This is a genomic window from Leptodesmis sp., from assembly GCF_052746595.1.
On the sequence record NZ_JBRAGO010000063.1, the window covers coordinates 1 to 26734 of the forward strand.

Here is a 26734-nt window from a genome sequence, read left to right on the forward strand (position 1 = left end):
GGATATTCTTCTCCTCTAGCCTAATTTTCCTACCAAGAAGGTGACACGCACCCCTGTGGGACTGGTGTTAGTGAGGGCCGTAGCGGAAGGCAATCAGTCATCCCGAAACCGCCCAGGAGATTGGGGGTGAGGCGTGTTTGGAGGGCGATCGCATCAAGAATTACAAAGCACTTTTGTACTGACGCTAAGGTTCAGTATTCCTGCTGAATCTCAATTTAGGCTCATCGACAAGGCTTCAGATCTGAAAAGGGATTAAACAGAAAATTTTCAGGTTAAGTCCGGGATTTGGGATAGTATCACCTTTCGATCAGGTAATAAAATGTTGTGGGCTGCAATTGGAAATTATTGGCTTTTCCTACTTTGCTCGTTGGATAGCCGTTGAAATCCAAAGCCATGACGTTGAGGACTGGGGCATCAGGTCGAAGTAAGGAAATTTTGCCAGTCAAATTACGAACCGCGATCGCACTACTACCCACCCTTTGAATTGTTTTGCGGGGAGTACCGGATGTTTTCCAACCAAAGTTTTGTTCTTCCGACATCACTTGCAACAACATGCGGTGAGAGGTTGCCAGGGGTTGATTATCCAGAGATACCAGGAGCACTGTGCCGTAATCCATTCCAGAATCAATGCGGACTTGTGGAAATTCTTGTGCTCCGGCCTGTCGTAAAAAGCCTGTGATGCCCTGGACTTGAGGTGCATTGACAGTGACGATCCCTCGTTGATAATCCCACAGCAGTTGATCGGTGGAACTGCGAACGGTTTTGGCCTTGCGATCGATCCATTTGGATAACTCTACCTGACGAGCCGTGCCACCCTGCTGGGTAAATTGCAGATTCACCTGACCCACCAGAAATGCTAACGGATCAATGCTACTGACGCGATCGCTTTGTAACTCCTGACCGGGTGGAATGTCCTGAGCGCGAAACTCATCCAGGTTTTGCGGGGCCGTCAGAGGCGCACCGTGCAGATTCAAGATCTCTTGTGTTTTGAGGGGAATGTCTGCAACGGGGATTCCCGGTTGTAACAAGCCTTTGCGGTAGATCAAAGCCGTCGCTGGAAATTGTCCAATTACGACTGGAGAGGCGATCGAGAACTTACCGAGCGAATCCTCCCATCCGGGCCGATTGGTGGCGAAGAAGAAAAAGCCGTCGGTGCCCTGCAACAGTCCATAAGCAGCGGCCAGCAAGGGAAAATCGGCGCGGAAGCGGTTTGGCATTGCCCAGTTAATTTCCGTAATCGTGGAGGGCAGGTTGTTATAGCGAACATCCATAATGGGCAGGCTGAAATCCTGTTTCTGCTTCTTCGTTGGGTCAGTAAACAGGAGGGCCGAACGATCCTCATAGGTATCGCCGGAACTTAGGGAATAGCTGGCCGTTGGCCCTTCGTGGGGGCCGTTGAAGTAACCATGCCGATCCATGAAATCTGCGACTGTATTGGTGTACTTATCCAACGGACCAAGCCTTTGAGCATCGGCAGTAATCCAGTTCGAGGCATAAATCAATCCCTTGTAGTTGAGATCATTACGAAGGTAAGCGATCGCCTGCTTAAAAAAAGTAGTCTGACTTTCTGCCAGAAATGCGGCGGTATCCCTGGCTCGTTGAGTTTCTCGTTGCGCGGCAATGTCTCCAGCAGACAGAATCCCTACGGAACCATCTGGCCCATCCCCCTTCACCTGAGATGATTCCCCCGGATTACTCTGTTTCCAAGTGATACGAGCTTTCTCCAGCGATCCATACTTTTTGGTTAGCCAGGTGGAAAATTGTTCCTCTAAAATTTTCATTTGTGGTGCAGGAATGGTTTCGTAGGGATTGAATGTCCAGAAGAAATAAGAATCTTCATTGACTAACTCCACCATTGCCAGAGCCGGCTCCTCCTGTAGTGTCTTTCCAGTTGCTGGATTTGGAGTGGTTAGCAAGCTACGCCACCAACGGTAGTACCGCTTTTGAAACTCTGGATTGAAGAAAAGCAGGGAAAATGGATGCTGGCCGGTATAACCAGGGAACGCAGTATTATCCTGCAATTCCAGCCAGACGGGGAAATAGATCGAGAGTGCTGTGTAAATGCCTTCCTGTTTCATCGCAGCGATGAAGGTCAATAGTTTGTTCACCTCCGAGGTTGGCAGAGGTTGCAAGTCTTTTGACCAGAGCGGCCCATGCACTCGTACCAGATTCACCCCCTGTTTGGCAAAAAACTGCGCCATCGATCGCATCATACTGTCATCCATTTGCAGCACTTGAGCACCGACATTGATTGCCCAGAAGCGTTCTGCTTGCCCCGTTTTGGCATGGATAAACGTATCCCCTTTGACCTGAATCCAGCCCTTTTCTCCAGCAACGGTTTCATTTAGCGATCGCAAATTAATTGGGCTAGTAGCAAGACGGCGCGAACCAGTGCCTGCGATGGAATAATCGCTTTCTGGGGTAAACAGGAAGCCATCTGGAATAGTTGCCGTGTAGTACTGATTGGGCTTGAGCTTCCCCTGGGGATGGAACGGCGTAGACGTTAACACAAAACAGTCAAACGCTGCTGCACCATCATTTTGAGTTAATTCGATGCGCAGAGTGTGTGGGCCTGCCGTTAAATTCACTCTTCCCAGACTGACCCAGTTGGCCCCCACAAATTTACGCATCCCGACCTCATCCATCAGGTAAACCGAATCGCTGACAAATTGCCAGGGTTGATCATCCCAGCGCCAGCGAAACGGGCCATGCTGCCAAAATTTACGGCTATAGAAGAAATAAGAACCCGCCTCCGAAACCTGCACCGGATACTCCAGAAACAGAGGTTGAGAGCGTTTACCTTCTACCCCAATCCACTGCTGATTGGATAGGACTGCCGCTTCCGTGGCATTGGCAGGAGCAAATGGATTCTGCTGCGCTGGGGGAAAATTCGTTTTACTGGGCTGTTCGGCCTCCCACCAGATAAAGGGTTGCGATCGTGCCCGCGTCTGTACCGCCAACCTTGTTTCAGACTGCCCCGTTTCCCACTCTGTTACTGTTGGCAGTGAAGAGTTCGCTCGACAACCCAGCACCAGGCTGAGGGTTAACAATAGCAACACAATAAACCGCAGCATAGGCGCAGACAACCCAATCTTTGCGCTTCCATTCTGGCAGCATTATCAACGAGTGTTGTACATCAGTCGTGTTAACAAACCCGACTGAGCCAGGAAGTGTTCATAACGAATTCTCTCTAAAGGGGGCTTACTGGCTGTGCTTTTGTTAGGGTTGTACCGAGGCCGCTTAAAGTGCAGCCCCCTGCGATCGTCACTTCGTCAGGGTCAAGAAAAAGTCCCCATTTCCCCGGCAGAGGAGGTTTAGATGGTTAACTCAGTTCCCAGCACTCCCATTCCAGATGATGTCATTATCCGGCCAGAAGCACGCAAACCCGTCACTGATCCGACTCTTGGCATTCAGGTATCTGTCAATCAAACTGGCACCCCACGCCACCGCCTCGTGACCATTGGGGATTCCCTCACCCACGGGTTTCAAAGTGGTGCCATCTTTAATACCGGATTATCCTACCCTGTGATGATTGCTGAAGCCCTGGGTTGGAAACCTTCATTCCGCTATCCCACCTATAACGGGCCAGGGGATGGATTGCCACTTAATATTGAGAATTTAGCGCGAGCATTAGAGCAGCGCTTTGGTGGCAATGTCGATGTCCTAGAGATTCTACCCACCCTCTTATTTCTGCGGGATTACTTAGATAAGGTTGAGGATTATTGGGAACGGGGAGACGGCTCTCGCCCACCGATGCAACGGCAGATTAATCACAATCTGGCCGTGTATGGCTGGGACTTACGCAATACGCTATCACGAACGGCAGCTATCTGCCAGAAAGTTCTGGATGCCAATCCCCCCAAAGACGATTTTCTCAAGCAAGTCGTAGAACATCACAACGAACGGGCGGCGATCCGAGTCCTGAACTCGGCCAGGGATGCTTCCGGTCGATCGCTAACTCCTCTTGAAGCAGCGGCTGCTTTAGGGGCAGAAGGCACTACCGAGACAGGGAGCGGGGATGGCATTGAAACCCTGATTGTGTTGATTGGGGCTAACAATGCACTGGGCAGTATCCTCACCTTCAAAGTCAAGTGGACGGCGGACGGCTACGACGATATGGAGGTCAATGATCAGTACACCGTCTGGCGACCCATTCACTTCAAGGTCGAATTAGACAGGGTGGTTGCAGAAATCAAAAAAATCCGTGCTCGTCATGTGATCATTGGCACAGTACCCCATGTGACGATCGCCCCCTTTGCCCGTGGAGTAGCAGATAAATTGGCCCCTGGATCGCGCTACTTCCCTTACTACACCCTTCCCTGGATCAGCAATAAAGACTTTAAGCCAAACAAAAACCCGAACCTGACAGGGGCAGATGCGCGGGCGATCGACAGTGCTATTGACCAGTACAACGATTTCATTGTTGATGCTGTGAAGCAGGCTCGCAAGGAGGGCAGGGACTGGTATTTGTTTGAAACCGCCGGATTGCTCGATCGCCTTGCGGTGCGCCGTTACCTGGAAGATCCGGCTGCCCGTCCCAGTTGGTGGGATGAGGTGGGAGGACAATACCGATTGCCACCCGAACTGCAAGCCCTGTCTCCTGTCCCCGATTCTCGCTTCTTTATTTCCAACTCCACCGGACAGCGAATTCAGGGAGGGTTGTTTTCTCTGGATGGCATCCACCCCACCACGATCGGCTATGGCATCCTGGCCCAGGAATTCATCAAGGTGATGGAATTGGCCGGAGTCAAGTTTTATGGCCCCACGGGTAGCACACCTCTACCCAAGCCAGTAAAGCTTGATTTTAATCGCCTGATTGCGCTCGATACCTTGATCAGCAAGCCGCCTCGTACCGTTGCCAGTGTGCTCGATCGCATCAGTTTCCTGGATAGTACGTTTAATCTGGTAAGCAGCATGATTATGTCCAGCTACTAGAGCGGCAGCAAATGTTAAGTTTAATAACGTAATGCGATCGCACCCTTTCAGTGACTTATGTGGATATTTCGACTTCTTGGGCTTCTTATCGCTTTTCTGTTAGTCACAGCCATTCCTGCGTTTCCTGCTCATGCAGCTAGTTCTGCAGCCATTCGAGCTTACGATGATCTGCAGCCCAGTGCCCAAGATTACTCAGGTCAGAACTTAGTCCGGAGTGAGTTTGGCGATGCGGATTTGAGAAATGCCAACTTTACTGAAGCTGACCTGCGGGGTGCCGTGTTTAACGGAGCGAATTTAGCCAATGCCAACCTCAGCGGGGCCGATTTCAGCGATGGTATTGCTTACATCACCAACTTTGCCAACGCGAACCTGAGCAATGCCGTGCTCACCTCCGCCATGCTGCTGAAATCCAATTTCAAGGGCACCAATGTAACGGGAGCCGATTTTAGTAATGCTACCCTCGATCGCGTCCAGGTGTTGGAACTCTGCAAAACGGCTAGCGGCACGAATCCCGTAACAGGCGTGGATACTCGTGAGTCTTTGGGGTGTAAGGGATGATTTTAGTAGAGACGGTTCGCCGAACCGCCTCTACAGACCATCGCGATCAAAGCACCTGCTGCAATGCATCGACTAACCGATCAACATTCTCCGGCTGGCTGTTGTAGCCCGTCAAGCCGACTCGCCAGACTTTTCCGGCCAGTTCGCCTAAGCCACCGCCCACTTCAATATTGTATTCCGTGAGCAGTTGACGGGCGATCGCTTTAGCATCTACCCCATCAGGAACTCGCATGGTGGTCAGGGTGGGTAGACGAAACTCTTGTTTAACGTGCATGGTCAGGCCAATACTTTCCAGCCTGTCCCAGAGATATTCCACATTTTTCTGGTGCCGTTGGCAGCAGTTCGCTAAGCCCTCTTCCGCAATTAAGCACAGCGCTTCCCGCAGGCCGTAATACAGGTTAATGGGTGCTGTGTGATGATAGATGGCACAGAACTTAGCAAGAGGTATTTTTAGAGTCTAAAGCGTCATGGAATCTAAACATAACCGTTGGGTTAGAGCTTCAATCAAGTGTTAAAAAAACTGGTATAAAACGAATCAGACCGAACAATTAAATGCCACTCTCATTCGTACAATAAATTCTCTACGTTAAAAGACAACTTTTGTAAATTCTTAACTCTAGACCCGCAGTTTCACCCTTTTGATAGGAACACCGTATGGAAAATTTAAAGGCGATCGTTATTGGAGCTGGAATGGGAGGATTAACGACTGGATTAGCGCTCCGTCAGGCAGGGTTCTCAGTGGAGATTTACGATCGGGTGAGTGAACTGCGTCCCGCTGGGGCGGCTATTTCTCTCTGGTCAAATGGAGTTAAGGTACTCAACCGTTTGGGATTGGGTAAAGCAATTGCCAGCATTGGGGGGCAGATGGAGCGAATGGCCTACTACAGCCATACGGGGGAACTCCTGACCGATTTCAGCCTCTCTCCATTGATTCAGCAGGTTGGTCAACGGCCCTATCCAGTCTCCCGAACCGACCTCCAGACAATGCTGTTACAGGCATTGGGGCCAGATCGGGTACAACTGAATGCCAAATGCATTGCGGTAGAACAAGACGCAACCAGCGCCACAGCAATTTTTGAGAATGGCCACCGAGCGACGGGCGATCTGGTCGTAGGAGCCGATGGTACTCATTCCGCAATTCGGCAATATGTGGTGGGACATTCCGTGGAACGGTGCTACGTGGGTTATGTCAACTGGAATGGGCTGGTGCCTGTCAGCGATGATCTTGCTCCTCAAACAAGTTGGACATTATATGTAGGCGAGGGCAAGCGAGCCTCCTTGATGCCGATCGCCGACAATCGTTTTTATTTCTTTCTGGATGTACCCTTGCCGAAAGGGATAGAAAGTACTCCAGAAACCTATCGGGAAGAATTATCCGGTCACTTCAAAGGTTGGGCAGATCCGGTACAAACTCTGATCCAGCGGCTCGATCCCAACAAAACCAATCGGGTTGAAATCCACGATATTGAACCCCTGCAAACCCTGGTGAAAGGGCGAGTGGCATTGTTGGGAGATGCGGCGCATGGTACAGCTCCTGATTTGGGCCAGGGGGGTTGTCAGGCGATGGAAGATGCCTGGATCTTAGCGAACTACCTGACCACCACGAATTTGAGTGTCACAGATGCTTTACTCCGTTATCAAGCAGCCCGCAAGGAGCGAGTAGCAGATATTATTCTACGGGCACGCAAACGGGCGGATATGACTCACGGCAAAGACATGGAGAAAACCCAGCACTGGTATCAAGAACTGCAGCAAGAAGATGGAACCGGCATCATGGCCGCGATTGCTAAAACCATTCTGGCTGGCCCGTTGAATTAACCGAAGTCCAATAGAGGCAAGATTTTTTACTAGCAAAATAAAGATGCTGGCTTTGGATCAGGGTTAATTCAAGCTAATTCCATGCAGAATCTGGTAGGCTTGCTCAATGATTTTGTAGGACTCAGTAGTGCGAAACTTCCAGATCGGGTCTTCAACGTCCGCTTCCTGGAAGCCGCGATCGCGGGTCAGGCAGCTATAACAGTGGCCGCAACCTCCTTCAATTCCTTGCTCACAGTCATGGGTTAGCTCAAACATGGCTTGAAATCGGTTGCCTAATACACTTAGGCCCAATTTCACAATGTCTGCCCGCGTTAAATTCAGCAACGGTGTATAAATGGTCAGGGCATCTGGATCTCGCCATAGGGCTTCACCCAACACTCTGGCTAATAAGCTGATGTAAGTCTGATGGTTCTGCCAGTGGTCAGGAAAATCTGTTTCCGAAAGGCCAATAAAAATATTTTGAATACCCTTTAAAGCTGCTCGCTCAGTGGCAAGGGTTAAGAGTGTTACCTGACGGGTTGCAGAGAACACAACCTCTGTTGCATTTCCTAAATCCCGGGAAGCAAACCCTAGATCTAAAGGCTCTTTAGGCATTGACAAAGCAGGCTTTTGAAATATGGTTCCTAAATCAATAATTTCATAGTTGACTAAAGGTAAAAAGTCGGCGACGGCTATTGCGCTTTCCAGTGCCATTGGCGATTGGCATCCATCCTCATAGATAATGGCGTACACCTCTTCAAACTGTTGACAGGCCAAAACTGCACAAGTTGTAGAAGCCTGCCGTCCATCGAGAATACATAACGCTTTAGAAACAGGCATCGTGAACCCAACTAGATTTATTCAAACAAGGAGATAAGTCATCCAAGAAGTCGAACTAAACTATGTCGAGCTAGAGAACAGTCGTTTTCCAATCCGAGAAACTCCGGTTCTGAACTTAGATAGGGTTTAAATACACAGACAGCAGCACAGCATATTCTTATTTAGTAGTCTGCCATTGATTGATTCGCTAAGACAACCGCAGTTTAGGCTGTTAAGCCTAAACTTTGTAAATCCTGTGAGTAACTTTGAAAATCCTTCTGCAAACGGATGTGTAAGCTTTGACAACTTAAATATTTGCTTGTAGAAAAGGTGCTTCCGGGGAAATACTCAGCTTATCTGCGGATATTTGTTCTTATCTGCGGAAAACGCAGGTTTCTACGAATGGTTTTCCTTACTTGGCTTGCTGCCATCAATCTGGAGAAACCATCAAATTGGATAATAGAAACAGCCGTGATTGAGCAAGTTTAGATGGGACTATCTACAGTGCTGCAAAACTATATCAATGGTCAGTGATGTACCTCTAATGCGATCGATTTTCTACAAGTCATTAATCCTGCAACTGTAGAATGTTTAGCGAAAGTTCCCCTTTCATCTGCTATTGAGACGGAACAAGCGATCTAGGCGGCTGATCAAGCCTTTGTTAACTGGAGAAAAACACCTGCAGGCGATCGCATCCAATTTCTCTTTAAGCTGAAAATTCTATTAGAAGAAAACCTGGACAACCTGGCTGAGACGATTACCCTGGAGTGTGGCAAAACTTTATCTGAATCCAAAGCGGAGATGCGTCGCGCCATTGAAAATGTGGAAGTCGCCTGTGGCATTCCTACTTTGATGCAGGGTTACAACTCGGAGGATATTGCCAGAGGAATTGATGAATTCATGATCCGGCAGCCACCGGGAGTGGTTGGGATTATTTGTCCGTTTAATTTTCCGGGAATGATTCCCTTCTGGTTCATGCCCTATGCGATCGCCTGCGGCAATACCTGTATTGTCAAGCCTTCAGAAAAAGTGCCGCTCACGCTCCAAAAAGTGATGCATTTAATCGAACAAACGGGCTTACCACCAGGGGTGCTAAATCTGGTGGATGGCGCGAAGGAGGTAGTAGATGCTTTGCTGGATCATCCCAAAGTGCGGGCGATCAGTTTCGTCGGCTCTACGCCAGTAGCCAGGTATGTCTACAGTCGGGCAGCGGCCAATGGTAAACAGGCACAGTGCCAGGGAGGAGCCAAGAATCCTGTGATTGTCCTGCCCGATGTCGATATAGAAACGACCACTCGGATTATGGCGGATAGTGCCTTTGGGTGTGCCGGACAGCGCTGTCTCGCGGCCTCGGTCGCGATCACGGTAGGAGCCGCTCAAAAGACGTTTACTGAGGCGATCGCAGAAGCCGCCCAATCCAGTCAGGTGGGCTATGGGTTAGATGAGAGGGTGCAAATGGGGCCAGTGATTACCTCGGCCAGTAAAACTCGGATTCAAGACCTGATTCAAAAAGGAGTGGATGAAGGGGCTAATGCTCTGGTCGATGGCCGCAATCCTAAAATGCTGGATATGAAGCAGGCTTTTTTGTTCGGCCCACCATTTTGCAAAATGTGGATCCTGTGGGAGAAGTTGCCACGACCGAAATTTTCGGCCCCGTCCTGAACCTGATTCATCTAGAGACGATCGAGGATGCGATCGCGCTGATTAACCGGGGGCAATACGGTAATATGGCCTGTCTGTTTACCTCTAGTGGTGCCGCTGCTCGCAAATTTCGCTATGAAGGCGAGGCCGGAAATATTGGGATTAACATTGGTGTAGCTGCACCAATGGCATTCTTTCTCTTCAGTGGCTGGAAAGATAGCTTCTTTGGCGACTTGCACGGTCAGGGGCACCATTCTGTGGAGTTTTTACCCAGACGAAAATAGTGATAGAGCGCTGGCAGGATTAGAGTCACCAATTCTGATCCCCTTGACAGGGCTACCTCAAATACGAGGAAACACAGGTTGGGGTAGTCTTAGTTTGCAATTCACCAATGCTAAATCCTTCGCCAGGAGAGGGATCGTCAATGCGGGAGTTCCGATTATTCGTAGCCGGAACTTCCGGAGTCAAGTGAGGATTCCTTTGTAGATTAAATCCTCAAGCCAGCTTTGATTCTTGGCATTAGCATACATGGCCCATTGCGGCCTGATTTGGGTAATATCCCGCAGCAACCGATACATGGGTTCACTAATGGGATAAGTGGTGAAGTAAGGATTGGTGGGTGAGAAGAGTTGAATTGCTCGGTCGCCGTGGTCAGGATTCATCTCCAAACAAAAGCGCAAATCTGGAGAGAGCGCCAGGCAATATTCTTCGCTGTTGGGGCTTCCCAGTAATTGACGCTGCTGAAAGTATTGCTGTACTTGAGTGTGAATGGGACGACTGGGATTACTGATGCCATTCAGTTGAGCATTGAAGCGAGCAAAACGGATCGCCCATGGGTTAATGTCCACTCCCACAACTTCGCGAGCATAACGACTGGCCACTAATCCCTGAATGCCACTCCCACAACACAAACCTAATACTCGACTAACCGGAATTTGGGGAGCCGTATGTACCAGACCCATACTATCCATGCCCAGGTACATCACTGGCTCTTCATCCAACTGGTCTTCTTCTAATAAGAGGTAGCGATGGTCAGTGGCAATATATAGACCTACCGCATCAAATAAATCTACTCGAGAAGCCCAGGCATTCCCCCGACGAATCAGCATTCCCAGTCCACAGAGGGCGGCAAACAGGTCGTCCGTAAAGATTTCCCGGAGTCTGGTTTCTGGCAGGGCTGCCCGCACTAGAAAGAGCCGAATCAGATCGCCCAAAACTGTATGGAGGAGCAGATAGCGATCGTAATAGGGCAGGTAGGTCGGTTCAATATGTTGTTGAGAGGGAATCTGCAGTAAGTTGCAAATGTTGGCTTCCCTATATCCAGCCTGACTGAGGCAATGATGCAACTGCCGTAGGGTATGACGGGCAGAAAACCCTTCGTAGGCAAAAGGTGCAAAGGTTTGGGTAGATGCAACCGGAATGACGGACTCTGGAGGCAGCGGTTTGCCATAGGCATATAGCGGCTCTAGGCGATAAGTGCGGAGTTGCTGTGTTGCCCACTGCATCCGCTGTTCAAATTCAAAGGGCGTTAAGCGCAATTCCATGCGCATTTGCTCTAACCAGTTTTTGGGCGCATTCAGCACCGCTAGCAGTAACTTAACGTCCTCAAAAAAACTGTAGGATGTGGGCTGGGCTTGCTGCGTCAAATCCACGAGAGTTGATCGACCCAAAGGATCCAGGAGTAACACAATATCCTCTGAAAGCTGGGTTTGTAATGTACTGTAGAATGGTGTGTTGGGGAAAAGAATGCTGGTTTCTTTATATTGAGCACCCTGGGCAGAGAGCGCCTTTAACTCCTCCATCGACCAGAGACAATCTGCTGTTTTGCCATAAAACAAGGCTTGATCGAGCTTTGCCATCAACTCAGTGACGGCAAGAATTTCTGTAGGCAGTCCGTGTGGCATGGAACACTCCCCAACTTTTGCTAGGTGCTCCTCATAGCTGCGAACAGGAACATGGCGTTTGGCAATCCAGAAGTTTTCGATCGCTAGATAATCAATATCGGTTTTCAGGAAGGTAGCAATCGCTTCAAAAGGAGTTTCCACGATCGGTTGGCCAGCTACATTAAAACTGGTGTTGAGTAATACTGGCGGACCTTGCCGCGCTTCGACCAGTTTGTAACAGAGGCAGTAGAAATAAGGATTCTCGGCCTCTGTTACTGTCTGTACCCGGCCTGTGCTATCGACATGGGTAACTGCTGGAATCTGCTCATGAAACTCTGGCTTAATGGGTGGCACCAGCAGCATAAATGGCGCGGCCACCGACTGTTTAAACACCTGAGAAACTGCTTCCAAAGGAATGACCGGAGCTTTGACTCGTGCATTCAAGATATCCTTCATGCGTTTGAAGGTTGGGTCAGCCATGATCGATCGATGACCCAGGGCACGCGGGCCATATTCCGAGCCTCCCTCAAACCGGGCGACAACGTTACCTCGAGCCAGAGCCAGAGCACTGCGATCTAACAATTCATCCGGGGTGAGTTCTTCAATCAACAGGTCCGCCTGAAAGTGTTGTAATGCCTGAGTAATCTGATCCTGACCATAAGAGCGACCAAGAGTGGCTTGAGTAAGTCGCCCCCGTTTCTGGCCTCCTTCGATCGTATGATAAGCCCACAACGCGCAACCGACGGCAATGCCACTATCTCCAGCAGCGGGAAAAATAAAAATGTCATCCAATTGCAGTTGTTGCAAAAGCTCATAGTTGGCGACCGAGTTTAACCCTACTCCTCCAGCAATGCAAAGCTTCCGCAGGCCGGTCTGTTTCATCGCCAGCCCGACAATGTGCTGGAGTGCCTGCTCCAATTCCTTCTGCACCTTGTAAGCCAGATCGACTAAATAAGGCCGCAAGTAAGGTTTACCTTCACCGTTGTCATACAGTTTCTCTAAAGCCGCCACTTCCAGGAAGATGTCATAGGCTGGGATTTTCAGGCTATAGGAATTTTCTACGGTATGGATCCATCGGTGGAGGTTCGGTTGCTCCCGGCCAAAGGGGGCTAATCCCATGAGTTTGCCGGATTCAGCGTGTTTGACGCGATCGCTAAGCTGCGTCACAAAACCTGCTTTACGAGTGATGTATTCATACAAAAAGCCCAGGGTTGAAAGCCCAGCCAGATGAGCCGTCACCGCTTCACTATGCAACGTAGTAATGGATTGTCCCCGCCCTTCGTAGAGCGTGTAAGATTCAGTGCGATGATCAATGGTGCTACCCGTGGCATCGACAGCCAGGGTCAGGGCTTCCTCAAATCCAGAATTCCAATATGTAGAATAGGCGTGAGCCAGGTGATGACTGGGAACACGCTGGACTCGGCCCGCCAGTTCTGGCGGCAGAACACGACGCAAAATATCCGGTGTAAAATCGTGTCTGGGTAAGTTTCCGGTAATAGTGGCTAAATTGGTGATACCAATATTGCAAGTGTCTAAATAGTAACAAATAGCTTCTGCGGGAAGCTAGATTTGTAAAGCGATTCCAGGAGCTTGTAGTAAGTAACCGGGGCTGTACTTCTGGCGATCGAGCCGTTCTTGCTCAATAGCTACGACAACCTCACCATCCCACACAATAGCCACGGAACGCTCATGCCCTAAATTACTTAACAGATAACCTGGTACTTGAATGAATTTGAGTGAATAAACTTTAGCCGTTGTAGCCTAACTTTTGGCCTGCGAAGGTGAAACCGGAATTTGAATTAAAAATTTAGTTCCTTCTCCGACTGTTGATGAACATTCCAGGGAACCACGATGCTTTTCTACAATCATTTGGTAGCTAATCGATAACCCCAGTCCTGTACCTCTACCAACTTCTTTAGTGGTAAAGAAAGGCTCAAATATTCGTGCTCTAACGACTTCAGGCATTCCCGTGCCATTGTCAATAATCCAGATAGAAATAGAATTCTCTTCTACGGCTTCTGTCCGGATCTGAATCTGCAGATCAGGAAGCTGAGCACCCGGAACTGGATTAGAGGATCGCCACAAGTTCACCTTGGCTTCCAGGGCATCGATCGCATTACTAATCAGATTCATAAAGACCTGATTCAGCTGTCCTGCATAGCATTTAATTAGCGGTAATTTGCCATACTCTTTAATGACTTGGATGGCAGGACGATTTTCCTTTACTTTCAAGCGGCTTTGCAAAATCATTAAAGTACTATCAATTCCTTCATGGAGATCGACTTCTTTGACCTCTGCTTCATCTAAACGAGAAAAGTTACGCAGGGAGAGGACAATTTGTCGGACGCGATCGGTTCCTACTTGCAAAGAATTTGTTAATTTGGGTAGATCTTGAATCAGAAAATCTAAGTCAATTTGATCAATTTCCTCTTGAATGATAGGATGAGGTTGAGGGTAGTATTGACAATATAAAGCTACCAAATTCAGCAAATCCTGGATATATTTATTGGCATAAGTCACATTGCCATGAATAAAATTAATGGGGTTATTAATTTCATGGGCAATGCCAGCCACTAATTGACCTAAACTCGACATTTTTTCTGCCTGAACCAAGCGAGTCTGAGTTTGTTTTAGCTCAGTTAAGGTTGCTTCTAGTTGTTGTATTTTTTGCTCCAGTTGGGCGCATAGTTGAATCAATGTAGCTTCTGCCTGCCTGCGTTCAAGATTTTCTCGGCACAATTGTTCAATTCGTAGTTGAAGAGCTTCATTGGCTTCTCTTAAAGCAGCCTGTTCTCGTTTGCGATCGGAAATATTGGTTAAAGAACCAGAAATTTCTCCCTGATTTTCAGAACGGGCTGATAACTCTAACCAAATAATTTCAGCCGTACAGTGATGGAACCGTAACTCTTTACACTCAATTTCCTGATCTGTTTTCAACTGAGTCAGTAAACTTAACCAGATCTCACGATCTTCAGCATGGAGAAAATCATCTATTGGGCGATTTAAACAATCTGCTGTTTCGTAGCCCAGAGTAGCCGTCCAGGCTTTATTTAAGAAGGTAAAATAGCCATTGCGATCGCACTTAAAGACAATTTCACGTAAATTCTCGACCAGTTCCCGGTAACGTCGCTCAGACTCTGAAAGCTGCTCGATCAAACGATATTGGATCTGAGTATGTAACTCATTGTTGGCTGCAAAATTAGTATCCATGATTTTGAAATCACATTAATGACTATGAAGAAGCCCATCCATCTTGAAGTAGGAAAACTTGAGATAATCCTCAATCTTTATCTGAATTATCGACTGCTAAACTCATCTAGTTTTCTACACCAGGGAGTGGAATTCCATACACTCAAGCAGTTCTGAATGAGTGACTACTTCAGCATAGAGGAAAAATGCCACTACAATAAAACTCCTGCTTAAGGACAGTGCGAGCTGAAGTACAGTCTGAAAGAATTTTGACGTGATATCCTTTCTCGTGAGCAGCACGGCCTGTGGAATCAATGCAAATTGATGTTACAGCTCCTGCCAGGACAATGTTTGTAATTCCTCGCTGCTTTAAGATCTTATCCAGATTGGTATTAATGAAAGCATTAAATCCATGCTTGCTAGGTACCTCTAGAATCCTGTCTTTAAAGGGTTCTAGCTCTTTAATCATTTCTGAGCCTAGAGTGCCTGCTTGAAATGCTCCCACATCCTTAATGGTTTTGAGGATACCAATTGGATCAATCAACTCTTCGTAGTTCGGTGTAAAGAAAATTGGAGTTGTCACAATTAAAGCTAGTATAGGTGCAAGGCACTGAATGACTGAATGAGATGAACGGTATTGGCTAGAACGTTGGTAACTTTTGAGGACTCTTCGATGACTCCATGTAGAATTCCAGTTGGTGAAAAGCAGTCATTTTGATAGCTAATGAAGACGAGGGCTATATGCTTTGGTTTCATGAATCGATAGACCAAAGTTGGAAATAGTGATTAGAAGCTAATAAGCACGATCGCAGTTCCTGATCTATTTTTAACCAAGTATCTGCTTTCCTCCACTGGTGGAAACACGGATATTTTTTTGGATGTAGGAGAATACGGAAAGCATTTATGTGACTTTACTTAGGCAATCCTGTGGCCTTTTTAAGAGACAATTCAGCCTTTCAGCGGAATACAAGTGAAACTGCTACCATTCCTGGATACATTAGATCTTGGACTAACTGGGGCGTGGAGGAGTATTCTTGGAAGATAGATCAACGTTTCATCAGCCATTTTTCTGCTATGCTCCTGACCGTCGCTAGTTTCTACAAGTTTGTTCGTCTGGACAACTACGCTGAAAAGCGAGAGCCAATTCTTACGTTTTGTCGATCGCACGGAATTAGAGGAACAATTTTGCTGGCAGAGGAAGGAATAAATGGCACGATCGCTGGGTCTGCTGAGGCGATTCATTCCGTACTGGCCTTCCTGAAATCGGATCCACGCTTAGCTGACCTGGAACATAAAGAGTCGCTAGCAGACGAATTGCCCTTTGAGCGGCTGAAAGTAAAGTTGAAAAAAGAGATTGTCACCCTGGGTAGGCCAGAAGCAGATCCCAATCAACAAGTGGGTATCTATGTCAGTCCGCAAGAGTGGAATCAAATGATTTCCGATCCAGAAGTCGTACTTATTGATACTCGTAACGACTACGAAGTTAGTATCGGTACATTTCATAAAGCAATCAATCCCAAGACCAAGTCCTTTCGAGAGTTTCCGGACTACGTTCAGCAGCATTTAGATCCTGCTAAACATAAAAAGATCGCCATGTTTTGTACAGGTGGGATTCGCTGCGAAAAAGCTTCTTCTTACATGAAAAGTCAGGGCTTCCAGGAGGTTTATCAACTGAAGGGCGGCATCCTGAAATATCTGGAAGAAGTTCCTGTGGAAGAAAGCTTGTGGCAGGGGGAATGTTTTGTTTTTGATGAACGAATTTCTGTGCAACATGGGCTAGAACCAGGAAGTTATGAAATGTGCCGGAGTTGTGGTCATCCCATTTCTGAGGCCGATAAAGCTTCTTATGATTATGAGGAAGGAATTAGCTGCCCTTACTGTTTTGACACTCTCACGCCTGAGAAGCGCACTCGTCAACAGGAACGCCAGCGGCAACTGGAATATGCAAAGAAACGCAACAAGTAATCCGTTCTTCACAACTTCCTCAAATTGTTTTTGTATAAATAAGGAGTAGAGTCTTACTCAATGGATTCTACAGGGAGAGGGTTTATGTTTAGCCGAATCTTAGTGGCTATGGATGACTCTGCCGAAGGTGACCATATCTTTGAGGAAGCTCTATCCATAGCAAAAATGACCAATGCTCGATTAATGCTGATGCATGTGCTGTCTGCTGCGGAGGTTGAGTGCTTAGATGTCTATGGAAGTGTACTGGAGCGATCGCCCGATCGGTACAACAGTCGCACTGACCAGTGGGAAACCGCCCGACAACATTGCCTGGAAATTTTGCGTACTCGCCATATGGCTATGTGCGATGCCGGAATTAGTGCTGATATTGGGCTACCTGCGGGCAACCCTGGATACCAGATCTGTGAAATGGCTCAGAAGTGGGGAGCTGATCTGATTCTATTGGGTCGCCGGGGTCTCACTGACCAGGACGACTACCTGATCAATAGTGTCAGCAACTATGTGTTGCATCATGCCCCCTGTGCCATTCTGGTTATTCCCAGGGATACCAAAGTTCAGCCCTCATCGTCTCGTAACTAGTTCACAGTTGTTTCCTAGATGGAAGGACTGAGGGTGGCCTCTGTCTATTCTCCTCTGTCGCAAAAAATTCTGTACGGCGCGATTCTAGAAATCAATGCTTGATCAGTAATTGAATGATAAATTCAGTGCCCTGTCCAGGTTGTGAAACAACCTGCAGGGAGCCTTGATGATTTTTAATAATTTGCTGGCAAATCGAAAGCCCTAAACCCGTTCCTTTCCCAACGGGTTTTGTAGTAAAGAAGGGGGTGAATAATTGATCTAAAATATCGGCTGGAATCCCAACACCTGTATCGCGAATTCTCACTTCCACCCTATTTTCATCCTGACGTTGGGTTTGAATGTAAATTTGTTTACCGCAGCCAGTGGCGGCAGAGTCCTGAGGATTCGATAAGGTAGAATTTTCTTCCAGAGCATCGATCGCATTATTCAAAATATTCATAAAAACCTGGTTCAACTGAGCCGGATAACACTCAATGGGAGGCAATTCGCCATACTGCTTAATGATTTCTATGCCTTGCTTGATCCGATGTCCCAGGATTAACAGTGTACTATCAATGCCTTCATGAATGTTTGATAGCCTCATTTCTGCCTGATCCTGGCGGGAGAAATTCCGCAAAGACAAGATAATCTGAATAATGCGTTCGATCCCAAGCCGGGTAGAGTTCAGAATTTTTTCCAGATCCTGGGTCAGAAACTCGTAATCAATCTCTTCCAGTAAAGTTTGAATTTCATCTTGGGGTTCTGGATAGCGTTCCTGATAAGCGTGGACAAGCCGCATCAGGTCACCTACGTAATTCTCGATATAAGTCAGGTTGCCAAAAATAAAATTTACGGGATTATTAATTTCATGGGCAATTCCGGCCAGCATCTGACCCAGACTGGAAAGCTTTTCCGTTTGAATCAGTTGTGCCTGGGTGCGGCGCAGTTCTTGCAGGATTTGCTCTAACTCCTGAGCTTGCTCTTGAACTACCAATGCGGCGGTGTGGGCCTGCTGACTGAGATAAGCCTGGGAGTGATAGCGAATGCGCGCCAGCAATTCAACGCGATCGGGTAATTTCACCAGATAATCATTCACTCCCACAGCAAAGGCTTCTGCTTTGGTCTGAGGATCGTCATTGGCGGAAAACATGATGATCGGGACATCTTGAGTTGCCGCCTGGATCCGGAACTGCTTTACCAGGGCCATGCCATCTACACCGGGCATAATCAGATCTTGCAGAATCACTGTGGGGGCCACTTCGATAGCCATAGTGAGTGCCTGATCTGCTGTGGAACAGTAATGATAGGTGATATCACTCTCCGTTGCCAGCAAACATTGAATCACCTCGTTCATACTGGCCTGGTCATCTACCAGCAATACGGTAATGGGACGGCCTTTGCTAGAGGAAGTGGCCTGAGATGGTTTAGTTGTGGGGGAAGTAGACATCCCTAAGGCTGGATTCATAGTTGGGGAGTAAGGGCAGCATGGATAGATTGGTTCTCTCAGTATTCCCTGTAGTCTAGAGGAATCTCTATCTCTCTAGCCCGAAAGGTATTAACCCAATAGACTTACGTCTAATCACCCTAGCGACTAAAGTCGCGGCTATACGAAGAAAACCTGCTGATGCAGGTTACTGAAACTTTGGTTTTATTAAGTCTACGTTGGCAGACTTTGTTGGTGTAGTCGCGGGTTTAACCACCGGATACTTTTCAAACGCTACCTTTTCTTACGAAATTTAGCCTGCAAGTCTTCCAGGGTGGCAGTGTTGGCAGGAGGTTGCGAAGAAGGTTGGGCCACTTTGGGTTTGCGATCGCCCCCGCCCTGACTCGCCACTTTCTCACCCGATCGCATGGAAAAGCTGATTCGTTTCAGGGTTTCGTTCACTTCCAGGACTCGCACTTTCACCACTTGGCCCACTTTGACGACTTGCTTGGGGTCACTGACAAAGCGATCGGCCAGTTGGGAAACGTGAACCAGACCATCCTGATGCACACCGATATCTACAAAGGCTCCAAAATTGGCGACATTGGTGACAATTCCTTCTAGTTCCATGCCAACTCGTAAATTACTGATTTCTTTTACGCCTTTCCTAAACGTGGCGTATTTAAATTCTGCCCGTGGATCTCGACCGGGTTTCTCTAATTCCGCCAGGATATCGCGCAGGGTTGGTTCCCCAACTGTTTCAGTGACGTATTTTTTGATCCCAACTTTTTTGAGTTCTTCGGCAATTTGGGTGGCCTGATCCAGAGAGAGGTGCAGATCTGCCGCGATCGCTTCTACCACTCGATAACTTTCAGGGTGAACGGCAGTGTTGTCCAAAGGATTGTCTCCATTCCGAATGCGAAGAAACCCTGCTGCCTGTTCAAAAGCTTTTGGTCCTAACTTCGGTACTTTCAGTAACTGTCGTCGATTGCGAAAGGCCCCATTTTCATTACGGTAGGTGACAATGTTGTTCGCGATCGCGGGCGTGATTCCAGAAACAAACGTGAGTAGCTCCTTGGATGCCGTATTTAAGTCTACACCGACATAGTTCACACAACTTTCTACGGTTTCATCCAGTTTCTTTTTAAGAAGTTTTTGATCCACATCATGTTGATACTGACCTACCCCAATCGATTTCGGATCGATCTTGGCCAGTTCTGCCAATGGATCTTGCAGACGACGACCAATACTGATTGCTCCCCGAACGGTAACATCCTGATCAGGAAATTCCGCGATCGCAACCGGACTAGCAGAGTAAACCGATGCACCCGATTCATTCACCATCACAGCGATCGGTTGACGTTCTAGAGTCTTCAAGACTTCTCGGACAAATTCATCAGTTTCTCGTCCAGCAGTGCCATTCCCAATTGCAATTAACTCAATCTGATATTTTTCAATTAAGTACTTGAGAATTTGCGTGGCTTTAGTTCTCTGTTCAGCAGCTTGATGAGGAAGGATCGTTTGATATTCCAGAAACTTTCCAGTTTGATCCAGCACGGATACCTTGCAGCCCGTGCGAAAGCCTGGATCGATCGCCAGCGTCGGTTTCATGCCTGCCGGAGCCGCCAGCAATAATTCCCGCAAATTGGCCTCAAAGGTTTTGATTGATTCAATATCGGCTTCCTGTTTTTTGGCTCCTCTGACTTCGCTGATCAAGGAGTTTTTCATCAATCGATTGAAGGCATCCTTCAGCATAGACTGATAAAAGCTGCGCATTACAGGATGCTTAGTGCGAAGTGCCTGGGATTCCAAATAAGCGAGAACCGCTGTTTCGTCAAACTCCAGTTCTACTTCTAAAATGCCTTCCGCTTCTCCCCGATACAGTGCCAGCAGATTGTGAGGGGCGATCGTCTGCACTTTCGCCTGGTAGTTGCGGTACATTTCAAACTTTGTGGAACCTTCGGGATAATCAGCTTTTACCCGTGATGTTAGTTGCCCCGATGTCATCAGCAAATCTCGTAAGTAAGCCCGCAGTTCGGCGCGATCGGCGACTTCTTCAGCCAGAATATCTGCAGCACCCGATAGGGCTTCCTCCACAGTCTTCACGCCCTTCTCTGCTGACAAATATTTGCTGGCTTCTGGTTCCAGGGGTTGAAACGTGGCGTTCGGAGTATTAAGGACCTGATAAACTCCGCCAGTGGTTCCAGTCCTTTCTCACGGGCGATTGTGGCCCGAGTACGGCGCTTGGGACGGTAAGGCAAGTACAAATCTTCCAGTTCCGTCTTCTGCAAACAGGCTTCAATTTTGGCTTTCAACTCATCTGTCAGCTTGCCCTGCTGCGCGATCACTTCCAGAATGGTCTGCTTGCGCTCCTCCAGTTCGGTCAGGTAGGTGTGGCGATCGCACAAGTTCCGCAATTGAGTTTCCGTCATTTCCCCTGTTCGCTCTTTGCGGTATCGGGCAATAAAGGGAATCGTTGCCCCTTCTGTAAACAGTTCCAGTGCATTCGTAATCTGGAACGGTTTCAGCGACAGTTCATCCGCTAACAACTGAGGAATGTTTACCATGACACATCTTCTAAAGCCTTTTCTACAATAGCGGAAGAGGCCGGAAATCTGGCTACAGTGAATCTAAAGTTGAGGGCGGCAGAACTGGCAAATCTAGATGCAGCCTTCCCACATTTGCACCTTTAACCTCCAGTCAAGCCTTTAGAGGGCTTTACAGGTTTTGAAGCGCATTAGTTAAGGGATTAGAGAAACTGCCCCGCACCGTTAACCCGCAGAGCTATTTATTGTTGACCACTAAAATTACGCCGCAGATAATGAATCCTAAGCCAATCCAGTGCTTGACGGAGATGGATTCTTTGAAGATAAAGTAACCCAGCAGCACTGAGAAAACGTAGCCAATGGAGACGGCTGGCCCAGCAACACTTAATTTCACACGGGTCAGGACGAGAATAAACAGAAAGGCACTCATCCCATACAGTGCCAAACCCGCTAATAACTCTGGAGTAACCAGAATGTTGAGTAGATGGCTAACCGCATTCCCGGTAGTAACCCGCCCTAACTTCAAGGCTCCCATCTTGAGCAACAACTGCCCTCCAGAAGCCGTCAGCACAGCAGCCAGAAATAGACAAAATTCGCTAAAGGTCACGGGTTATCCTGCATGAGTTTGAACTTATTCAGTTTCCCAGTTTATGACTAACTTCGCAAAGAAATCAGGATAAAATCGGAGCGGGGAATAATTCAACTTGAACGAAATGAGCGATAGTATCAGTCCTTCTTATGGCGACACACAGACAACCGCTTGGATTCGTGGACTGGTTTCTCTAGCCTGGGCAGATGGCCACTTTGATAAAGAGGAACAGGACATGATTACCAACCTGCTCCATCAAGATCTGAAAGAGCACGAGCAAGCAACAGCTCTGGAGTCGATTTCTCCGACAGAACTGGCAGATGGCTTAGGCCATGACCCTAAATTGGCGGAAAACTTTCTGAGAATGGCCGTGATGGTAGCGATCGCTGATGGAGATTACTCTGCTAAGGAGGATGACCTGCTGCATCAGTACTGTCAGGCATTGGATCTACAACCCGAAGCCCTGCAATTGCTGCGAACAACCTTGCAGAACCTGGCCGAGGCTCAGCCAACTAATGGATCTGAACCAGCGATCGCCAGCGAACTGCTGGCCCCTGCTCCCGGAACTGAACACCTAGACGTGCTGCACCCAGTACGGGAATGGCTTGACCACATGGATGTGCATGATCCCAAGGTGGCCCGTCTGCTGTGCAAGATGATCCCATCCCAGTGCCCATTCGAGCGAGATATTACTCTATTTGGCCGTAAGTTGGTTCACATCCCCCCCTTATGCAAACTCAATCCTCTTTATGATCAGATGGTCGGACTGCGGTTCCGTGCCCTCTCCTATTTAGCGGATAAGTGTGGGGAGGATGTATCGGAATTGGTGTAACTTGCCGTTTTATGGATAAATCAAAATCTTGTAGGTATCTTCTGTTGGGGCGATCGCTTGTTCCACAGCAGCGGCCAGGTCTTTTAGGGGATAGCGATCGCTAATCAGGGCATCCACATCGATCCGGCGGTTGAAGACAATATCAGCAGCGAGTGCCTGCACCCGGTAGGAAGAACTATAACTGCCCATCAGGTCAATTTCCCGGCGATAGAGAATGTTGGGATTGATGGGAATTTCTACCTCATCGGGAAATTCAGCGAAGAATAAAATCTTGCCACCTTTGCGGGTGCAGTCCAGCGCCTGGAAGAAAGCTTTTTCGCTCGGTACGGCCAACAGGCTGGTATCCACACCCATCCCCTGAGTCAAACCATGTACTTTCGCAGCCAGATCTGGATCACGGGCATCAAAGGCAGCGTCGGCTCCGACTGCCAGGGCTTTGTCAATTCGACTGGGGAGCAGGTCGGTGGCAATTGCCCGCGCTCCGAAATACTTCACCAGCATGATAAACATCAGACCGATCGGCCCTGCTCCCGTAATCAGTACCGTTTGTCCGGGCTGTACCTGGGCTTTTTTGACTGCTTTGAGACAGCAATTAGTGGGTTCAACAAAGCTGGCCTGCTCAAAGGTAATGGAGTCGGGAATTTGAATTAATCCACCATTGCGAACAATGTGGCCTGGCACCTTCACATACTCGGCAAAGCCACCACCACTGGGGACGAATCCTGCCGTTGTAGTAATGTTTTTATAAACATCGCACATGGAAAAGTTATCGTTTAGGCAGTAGGCACAGTGCATACAGGGAATGTGATGCAGCACAACGACGCGATCGCCCACCTGCCAGTCTTTCACATCAGGCCCGACAGCCGCGATCGTACCTGCGGTTTCATGGCCGAAAATCCGGGGGGGGGCATACAGCGGGTAGCGAATTTTTTTAATATCTGACTGGCATAAGCCCACCACCTGTACCTGCACCAATACTTCATCCGCTAGCACCTCTGGCAAGGGCACCTCTTCATAACTGAGGTGGTTCACTCCTCGAAACACCTGCGCTTTCATAACTCTTAAGATCCTCCGCCGCGAAAATTACCAATTGTTAAAACTGTACCTGGAAATATTGCTCTTTGTAATGATTCCTATGTCTAAAAGTAGAGGATCCCTTAGACTGGGATGCACTTCAAAAACTTGCTTTTCTGAAACGTCTTGGGTGACTCCATAATGAATTTCTCCTGGCATGATTATTTACTTATGACATCTTTCGTGGCAGCCATCAGCGGCATTGTGTTGCTGAAGACAGACCACAGCCCAGCGAAAAATGACATTGAAGCAGCCGATCAGATGTTAATGCTGATAGGCTTCACCTACTGGCTAGTCTATTGCGTAGCTTTTGGGTTACAAAAAGCCATTTCGCCCAATTGGGAAACGGTAATACTGAGTATCAAACTCACTGGGGTCATTGCTTATCTATTAACTGCCAGTTGTATTCTCAGTCTGCCCCTTAACCGGGTTTCCGTGCGTCAACCTGAATAATTCTTTCCCTGCGTTAACCCAAATTATCCTTCAGTAGCTCATCGTGCCGATCCATGATGGGCTATCGCTATTGAAAAGGCTTCTCTATTGTTCTGCTCTCGCGATGCCAGTTTTAAGGGTTATTCAAAATACGTTTTTTAAGCGAGCAACGCTGTCAGCCAGTAACCTGTCAACGCAGGACAAAGTTAGCGTCACGACTGGACAAACGTTTGAGGTGCGATATGCCTTTCGTGTAGGGAATCACTGCTTCGTTGAACTAGCGCGATCGCTCGGTACAGTTGGCAGGCTAGGATATTTCTATCCCAGCCCGATCGCTCAGGACTTTATCGGCTCAGCCGTCATCCCCAATCCCAATTTTGACCAGCAGGATATGCTGGCTGAACTGACAGAAGTGGCGAAACCGCTTAACTTTCGAGTCATTCCCTGGTTTGAATATGGCCTCAAGGCTCCTCCCAATGCTGCGATCGTGACTCGCAACCGTCACCTGATTACAGCCGATCAGCAGGGTAATTTAATTCAGAACGGTAATGTCTGGTTGAATCCTGCTCATCCAGAAGTGCAACAATTTATCATCGATTTGATTAAAGATGTAGTAATTCGCTATGACATTGCTGGTGTGCAATTGGATGATGACTTTGGCTTACCCGCGGAATTAGGCTACGACCCATTTACCAGAGCGCTGTATCGCCAGGAAAATCAAGATCAGCTTATGCCTTTAACCCCCGTGATCCAAAGCGATTGCTATGGCTAACTGATAAGATTACGTCTCTGTTGAAACGTATCTTTAAAGTCGTCAAAACTGAAAAAGCCTGCTTGCTCTCTCTCCTAATCCTTTAAAATTTTCACGACAAAATTATGCTGTTGATTGGCAGTTCTGGGAACAAGTAGGATTTGTAGAAGAATTAGTGTTACAGGTTTACCGCAATGGCCTATCTGCTTTTGTTGCTGAAGTTGATAAGCCCGAAGTCATAGAGGCGCGATCGCATATTCCAACCGCGATCGGCCTACTCACAGGATTATGCTCTAGTCCCGTCAGCCTCAGCCAGATTCGTGAACAGGTGCAAGCTGCCCGACAGAAACAATTTGCAGGGGTTTCATGCTTTTTCTATGAGACTCTTTTTTATGAGAAACTATCTCCCGAAAAAGTTGCCCGCAATCCAGTCGATTTGCAGGCTCTTTTTCCCACCTCACTGATTTAAACCTTGTCCAAGTCCAGAATCGGAGTTTCTCTGATGGGAAAATGACCGTTCTCTAGCTGGACTTGGTTTAAATCACCCTGGCGACTGAAGTCGTGGCTATCCGGAGAAAACCTGCCGACGCAGGTTACTGAAAGCTTTATATCAATTCTCTAAATACCTGCTACACATAGAGCATCGACAATCTAATCCCATTGAGTCAGCGATCGCGCTAGCCATCGAAGTCAAGGTGACCCGACTGCTCATTGATGAGCGATTTGTCAAAATGACTTTGATGGGTAAATCCGCACTCCAAAGCTATTTCTGTAACTGTCAATTCTGATTGCTTAAGCAGTTCTTTTGCAGGCTCCACTCGCTGTTAGATTAGATACTTGCGAGGGGTCATTCCTGTAGATTGTTTGAATAAGTGCCAGAAGTAATGCTGGCTCATCTCTAGCTTAGTATCAATTGTTGTAAGTGATAAGTCTTTACACAAGTTTGCATCAATATAATCGATTACCTGTTGAAGTTTATTCTTTGGTAATCCACCATTATATTCCTTGATGTGATGCTTGCGTGTAGTGTAATAGCACAACAAATGAGCAGAGAGAGAACTGTGAGTGATTCTGCATAAAAGCAACTATTAAGTTCATCATCTGTTAGTGCTGTTCTAAGTGCCAAACAGAGACTATGAATTAGAGCATCGCTCCTCTGTAGTTCTAGTAGCAACTCAACCCGATCGGGATTAACTGTTTCGTGAGAACATGAGCTAGGACTGTAGGTTCAAGATAGCAGTGAATAAATTTAGCCTCTTGATTCCATGAAACTTTATATGGCAAATTGGCAGGAAAAACTTCAATGCAACGGTTTGCATAGTCATCAGAATGATAGTGAAAATTCTGCAATCGCCCTTCTGACAAGAACTCTACTTGTACAGTATTGTATACCCTCGGAACAACAATAATGTGTTGAAATCCCCTCAGTTCAGGAATCTCCCAAGCGGGTTGATGATGGTGAGCAAGTTGAATTCCTTGCCATTTGGATTGGTAACTTGTGAGAACAGGTAAACGTGGAAGCAGGTGCGAAGTCGAATTGCTCTGAGAATAATCAACGGTCAGTGTCTTGTCTGTTGGCATCTGTCACGCTTCTCCCAGTGATTCGTAGTTTTAGCCTCATAGCTCCGTGCGATCGTACCTAACTGATAGCTTTTGTCGCTTGTGTCTCCACAGAGAATTCAGCAGCCTAAAGAATCTATGCAATCCGTGAGAGAGTAGAGACAACCAAACCTCACCCTCTC

Annotated in this window: 22 protein-coding genes and 1 pseudogene; 10 read left to right on the forward strand and 13 right to left on the reverse strand. The window is 47.7% G+C overall.

All coding sequences use genetic code 11. From position 1 onward, the window contains the following. Nucleotides 1-296: 296 nt before the first annotated feature. Entirely contained in the window at nt 297-3074 is a 2778-nt protein-coding gene (locus ACUVQO_RS14435) for a hypothetical protein (RefSeq protein WP_445926548.1), read from the reverse strand. 244 nt (nt 3075-3318) lie between these two features. Here ACUVQO_RS14435 and ACUVQO_RS14440 point away from each other — a divergent pair, with 244 nt between their 5' ends. Together ACUVQO_RS14440 and ACUVQO_RS14445 are read left to right on the forward strand one after the other, a co-directional pair. Beyond that, on the forward strand, nt 3319-4935 hold the full coding sequence (locus ACUVQO_RS14440; protein WP_445926549.1) for a hypothetical protein: 1617 nt from the start codon (nt 3319-3321) through the stop codon (nt 4933-4935). A gap of 57 nt (nt 4936-4992) precedes the next feature. Then, nucleotides 4993-5493 (forward strand): pentapeptide repeat-containing protein, encoded by a 501-nt coding sequence (locus tag ACUVQO_RS14445; RefSeq protein ID WP_445926550.1) that lies wholly within the window; start codon nt 4993-4995, stop codon nt 5491-5493. A gap of 46 nt (nt 5494-5539) precedes the next feature. Here ACUVQO_RS14445 and ACUVQO_RS14450 read toward each other — a convergent pair whose 3' ends face one another. Continuing rightward, nucleotides 5540-5941, reverse strand: a complete 402-nt coding sequence (locus tag ACUVQO_RS14450) for an aminotransferase class V-fold PLP-dependent enzyme (protein ID WP_445926567.1) — start codon at nt 5939-5941, stop codon at nt 5540-5542. A gap of 206 nt (nt 5942-6147) precedes the next feature. Between ACUVQO_RS14450 and hpxO the strand changes: the two genes are divergently transcribed. Then, a complete protein-coding gene (gene hpxO, locus ACUVQO_RS14455) occupies nt 6148-7311 on the forward strand; it encodes an FAD-dependent urate hydroxylase HpxO (protein WP_445926551.1) in 1164 nt (387 codons plus the stop codon). Nucleotides 7312-7374: 63 nt separating this feature from the next. Here the strand turns inward: hpxO and ACUVQO_RS14460 are convergent, their stop codons facing one another. Continuing rightward, entirely contained in the window at nt 7375-8130 is a 756-nt protein-coding gene (locus ACUVQO_RS14460) for a 7-cyano-7-deazaguanine synthase (RefSeq protein WP_445926552.1), read from the reverse strand. A gap of 672 nt (nt 8131-8802) precedes the next feature. Here ACUVQO_RS14460 and mmsA point away from each other — a divergent pair. Beyond that, a pseudogene (mmsA, locus tag ACUVQO_RS14465) lies at nt 8803-10034 on the forward strand (CoA-acylating methylmalonate-semialdehyde dehydrogenase). 180 nt (nt 10035-10214) lie between these two features. On the opposite strand, the gene ACUVQO_RS14470 reads toward mmsA, so the two are convergent. From ACUVQO_RS14470 to ACUVQO_RS14480, 3 genes are all read right to left on the reverse strand, one after another. Then, complete coding sequence (locus ACUVQO_RS14470) at nt 10215-13088, reverse strand: carbamoyltransferase C-terminal domain-containing protein (RefSeq protein ID WP_445926553.1); 2874 nt, start codon at nt 13086-13088, stop codon at nt 10215-10217. Between the two features lie 306 nt (nt 13089-13394). Next, a complete protein-coding gene (locus ACUVQO_RS14475; RefSeq protein WP_445926554.1) occupies nt 13395-14843 on the reverse strand; it encodes a PAS domain-containing sensor histidine kinase in 1449 nt (482 codons plus the stop codon). Nucleotides 14844-15012: 169 nt separating this feature from the next. Then, entirely contained in the window at nt 15013-15405 is a 393-nt protein-coding gene (locus ACUVQO_RS14480) for a cysteine hydrolase family protein (RefSeq protein WP_445926555.1), read from the reverse strand. A gap of 437 nt (nt 15406-15842) precedes the next feature. Between ACUVQO_RS14480 and trhO the strand changes: the two genes are divergently transcribed. After that, the gene (gene trhO / locus ACUVQO_RS14485) at nt 15843-16787 is read left to right on the forward strand and encodes an oxygen-dependent tRNA uridine(34) hydroxylase TrhO (protein WP_445926556.1); all 945 of its coding nucleotides are present in this window, start codon (nt 15843-15845) and stop codon (nt 16785-16787) included. Between the two features lie 84 nt (nt 16788-16871). After that, entirely contained in the window at nt 16872-17366 is a 495-nt protein-coding gene (locus ACUVQO_RS14490) for a universal stress protein (RefSeq protein WP_445926557.1), read from the forward strand. 91 nt (nt 17367-17457) lie between these two features. Here ACUVQO_RS14490 and ACUVQO_RS14495 read toward each other — a convergent pair whose 3' ends face one another. From ACUVQO_RS14495 to ACUVQO_RS14510, 4 genes are all read right to left on the reverse strand, one after another. Beyond that, a complete protein-coding gene (locus ACUVQO_RS14495) occupies nt 17458-18810 on the reverse strand; it encodes a hybrid sensor histidine kinase/response regulator (protein WP_445926558.1) in 1353 nt (450 codons plus the stop codon). Nucleotides 18811-19062: 252 nt separating this feature from the next. Beyond that, the gene (locus tag ACUVQO_RS14500; protein ID WP_445926559.1) at nt 19063-20874 is read right to left on the reverse strand and encodes a helix-hairpin-helix domain-containing protein; all 1812 of its coding nucleotides are present in this window, start codon (nt 20872-20874) and stop codon (nt 19063-19065) included. Next, nucleotides 20871-21335, reverse strand: a complete 465-nt coding sequence (locus ACUVQO_RS14505) for a Tex-like N-terminal domain-containing protein (protein WP_445926560.1) — start codon at nt 21333-21335, stop codon at nt 20871-20873. Before ACUVQO_RS14505 ends, ACUVQO_RS14500 begins: the two co-directional genes overlap by 4 nt. A gap of 217 nt (nt 21336-21552) precedes the next feature. Continuing rightward, nucleotides 21553-21921 carry an EamA family transporter gene (locus ACUVQO_RS14510; RefSeq protein WP_445926561.1) on the reverse strand — a complete coding sequence of 123 codons (369 nt, stop codon included), beginning with the start codon at nt 21919-21921 and terminating at the stop codon, nt 21553-21555. Nucleotides 21922-22027: 106 nt separating this feature from the next. On the opposite strand from ACUVQO_RS14510, the gene ACUVQO_RS14515 reads away from it, so the two are divergent. Further along, a complete protein-coding gene (locus ACUVQO_RS14515) occupies nt 22028-22735 on the forward strand; it encodes a Mo-dependent nitrogenase C-terminal domain-containing protein (RefSeq protein WP_445926562.1) in 708 nt (235 codons plus the stop codon). 9 nt (nt 22736-22744) lie between these two features. Here the strand turns inward: ACUVQO_RS14515 and ACUVQO_RS14520 are convergent, their stop codons facing one another. Continuing rightward, nucleotides 22745-23791, reverse strand: a complete 1047-nt coding sequence (locus ACUVQO_RS14520; RefSeq protein ID WP_445926563.1) for a zinc-dependent dehydrogenase — start codon at nt 23789-23791, stop codon at nt 22745-22747. Between the two features lie 189 nt (nt 23792-23980). Between ACUVQO_RS14520 and ACUVQO_RS14525 the strand changes: the two genes are divergently transcribed. From ACUVQO_RS14525 to ACUVQO_RS14535, 3 genes are all read left to right on the forward strand, one after another. Next, nucleotides 23981-24262, forward strand: a complete 282-nt coding sequence (locus ACUVQO_RS14525) for a hypothetical protein (protein WP_445926564.1) — start codon at nt 23981-23983, stop codon at nt 24260-24262. 103 nt (nt 24263-24365) lie between these two features. Then, the gene (locus ACUVQO_RS14530) at nt 24366-25013 is read left to right on the forward strand and encodes a family 10 glycosylhydrolase (protein ID WP_445926565.1); all 648 of its coding nucleotides are present in this window, start codon (nt 24366-24368) and stop codon (nt 25011-25013) included. Nucleotides 25014-25071: 58 nt separating this feature from the next. Beyond that, nucleotides 25072-25461: a family 10 glycosylhydrolase gene (locus ACUVQO_RS14535; RefSeq protein WP_445926568.1), complete on the forward strand. Its 390-nt coding sequence runs from the start codon at nt 25072-25074 to the stop codon at nt 25459-25461. 208 nt (nt 25462-25669) lie between these two features. Here the strand turns inward: ACUVQO_RS14535 and ACUVQO_RS14540 are convergent, their stop codons facing one another. Both ACUVQO_RS14540 and ACUVQO_RS14545 read right to left on the reverse strand, forming a co-directional pair. Then, nucleotides 25670-25810 (reverse strand): hypothetical protein, encoded by a 141-nt coding sequence (locus ACUVQO_RS14540; protein WP_445926566.1) that lies wholly within the window; start codon nt 25808-25810, stop codon nt 25670-25672. 6 nt (nt 25811-25816) lie between these two features. Further along, nucleotides 25817-25888 carry a hypothetical protein gene (locus ACUVQO_RS14545; RefSeq protein ID WP_445926569.1) on the reverse strand — a complete coding sequence of 24 codons (72 nt, stop codon included), beginning with the start codon at nt 25886-25888 and terminating at the stop codon, nt 25817-25819. Nucleotides 25889-26734 lie beyond the last annotated feature (846 nt).